Here is a 1,471-nt window from a genome sequence, read left to right as displayed (position 1 = left end):
GAGTTGGATGCGCTCTCGGAGATCCTCGAGACGGTGCGGCTACGCGGCCGCACGGTCGGTCGGCACACCGCCGAACCCGGTGCGCCGGTGCGGGTTCCGGCCGGGCGGGTGCTGCACATCGTGGAACGCGGCACGGTGCGGGTGCGCGTCGACGGTGAATCCGCCGACACCACGGTCGATTCCGGGGACATGGTGGTGCTTGCCCGCGGCGACGCCCACGAGCTGGAGGCGGTGGACGGGCCCGCCTCCTGGGTGACCGGCTCGTTCCTGGTGGACGAACCGCAGGCGGCCCCACTGCTTTCCGTGCTCGCCCCCGCGATCGTCATCTGCGGCAGCGGCGCCGGCCGGGAGTGGCTGCCGTTGAGCCTGAATCTGCTGCTGGTGGAGGTCACCGACCCCAGACCCGGTGCGGCCGCGATGATCTCGCGAATCCTGGACCTGCTGTTCATCCACGCGCTGCGCGCCTGGTCCACCGACGCGGCCGCCCCCGGATGGCTCACCGCCGCACTCGATCCCGCCCTCGCCCCGGTGCTGACCGCCATCCACCGCTCCCCCGCCGCCCCCTGGTCCGTCTCGGACCTCGCGGCCCTGGCGTCCATGTCCCGCACCACCTTCACCGACCGCTTCACCCGCCGCATGGGCCAGCCCCCGGCCGCCTACCTGGCCGACCGCCGCCTGGCCCGCGCCGCAACCCTGCTGCGCACCACCCCAATTCCGATCGCCGCCCTGGCCCACCAGGTCGGCTACGACTCCGAAGCCGCCTTCAGCCGCGCCTTCCGCCGCCGCTACGACGTCCCACCCCTGCGCTACAGGAAGGGCGACGGACAGCTGAACTAGCGCCCCTGGCAGTGGAGTACCTCTCGGCCCCCGGGTGCGGCCGCGACGTGCGCAGCGGCCACCAACCTGGCAGAACGCAGGCGGCAGCCACCCGGCGCGGCCGCGACGTGCGCAGCGGCCACCAACCTGGCAGAACGCAGGCGGCGGCCACCTAGCGCGGCGACGATGCGGGCAGCCGACCACCAGCCTGGTCGAGGCCTGCGTGGCGGCCACCAACGCGGCGCAAGCGGCGGCCGTCAGCCCAGGCGGGTCCGTTTCGGGCGGAGCCGATCACGGAATTCGCCGGTCCGGCCGCGGATCTGGGCTACCGGGGTCAGACCAGGGCGTCGTCCGCTGCGCTGGGTTCTGCCGCAGGCCGGGCGGTGCGCAGCAGTAGTCCACAGCCCAGGGCCGCCGCCACCATCACGAGCGCACCGGCCACGGCCATGGCGTTCATGCCCGAGGTGAAGGCGGCGCGGGCGGAGGTGAGCAGGGCGTCACCGGTTGGGCCGGGCAGTGCGGCGCTGACACCGACTGCGCCGCCGAGGGTTTCGCGGGCGGTGTGGGTCGCGGCGGCGGGCAGGTCGGCGGGGACGGCGTGGTCGATGTGGTGTGCGTAGACGGCCGCGCCGATGCTGCCGAGTATCGCGATGCC

1 protein-coding gene and 1 pseudogene are annotated in these 1,471 nt (G+C 74.1%); one reads left to right on the top strand and one right to left on the bottom strand.

Annotated features, from left to right (window positions below; translation table 11 throughout):
- Positions 1 to 837, top strand: an 837-nt coding sequence (locus ACWELQ_RS45590) for an AraC family transcriptional regulator (protein WP_452403173.1), incomplete at its 5' end; no start/stop codon positions are given.
- Between the two features lie 313 nt (positions 838 to 1,150).
- Here the strand turns inward: ACWELQ_RS45590 and ACWELQ_RS45585 are convergent.
- Positions 1,151 to 1,471 (bottom strand): annotated as a pseudogene (locus tag ACWELQ_RS45585) (MFS transporter); the annotation flags it as partial.

The organism is Nocardia sp. NPDC004722 (genome assembly GCF_053601505.1).
Note: the sequence above shows the minus strand (reverse complement) of the source record. Positions and strands in the feature narration are given on the sequence as shown.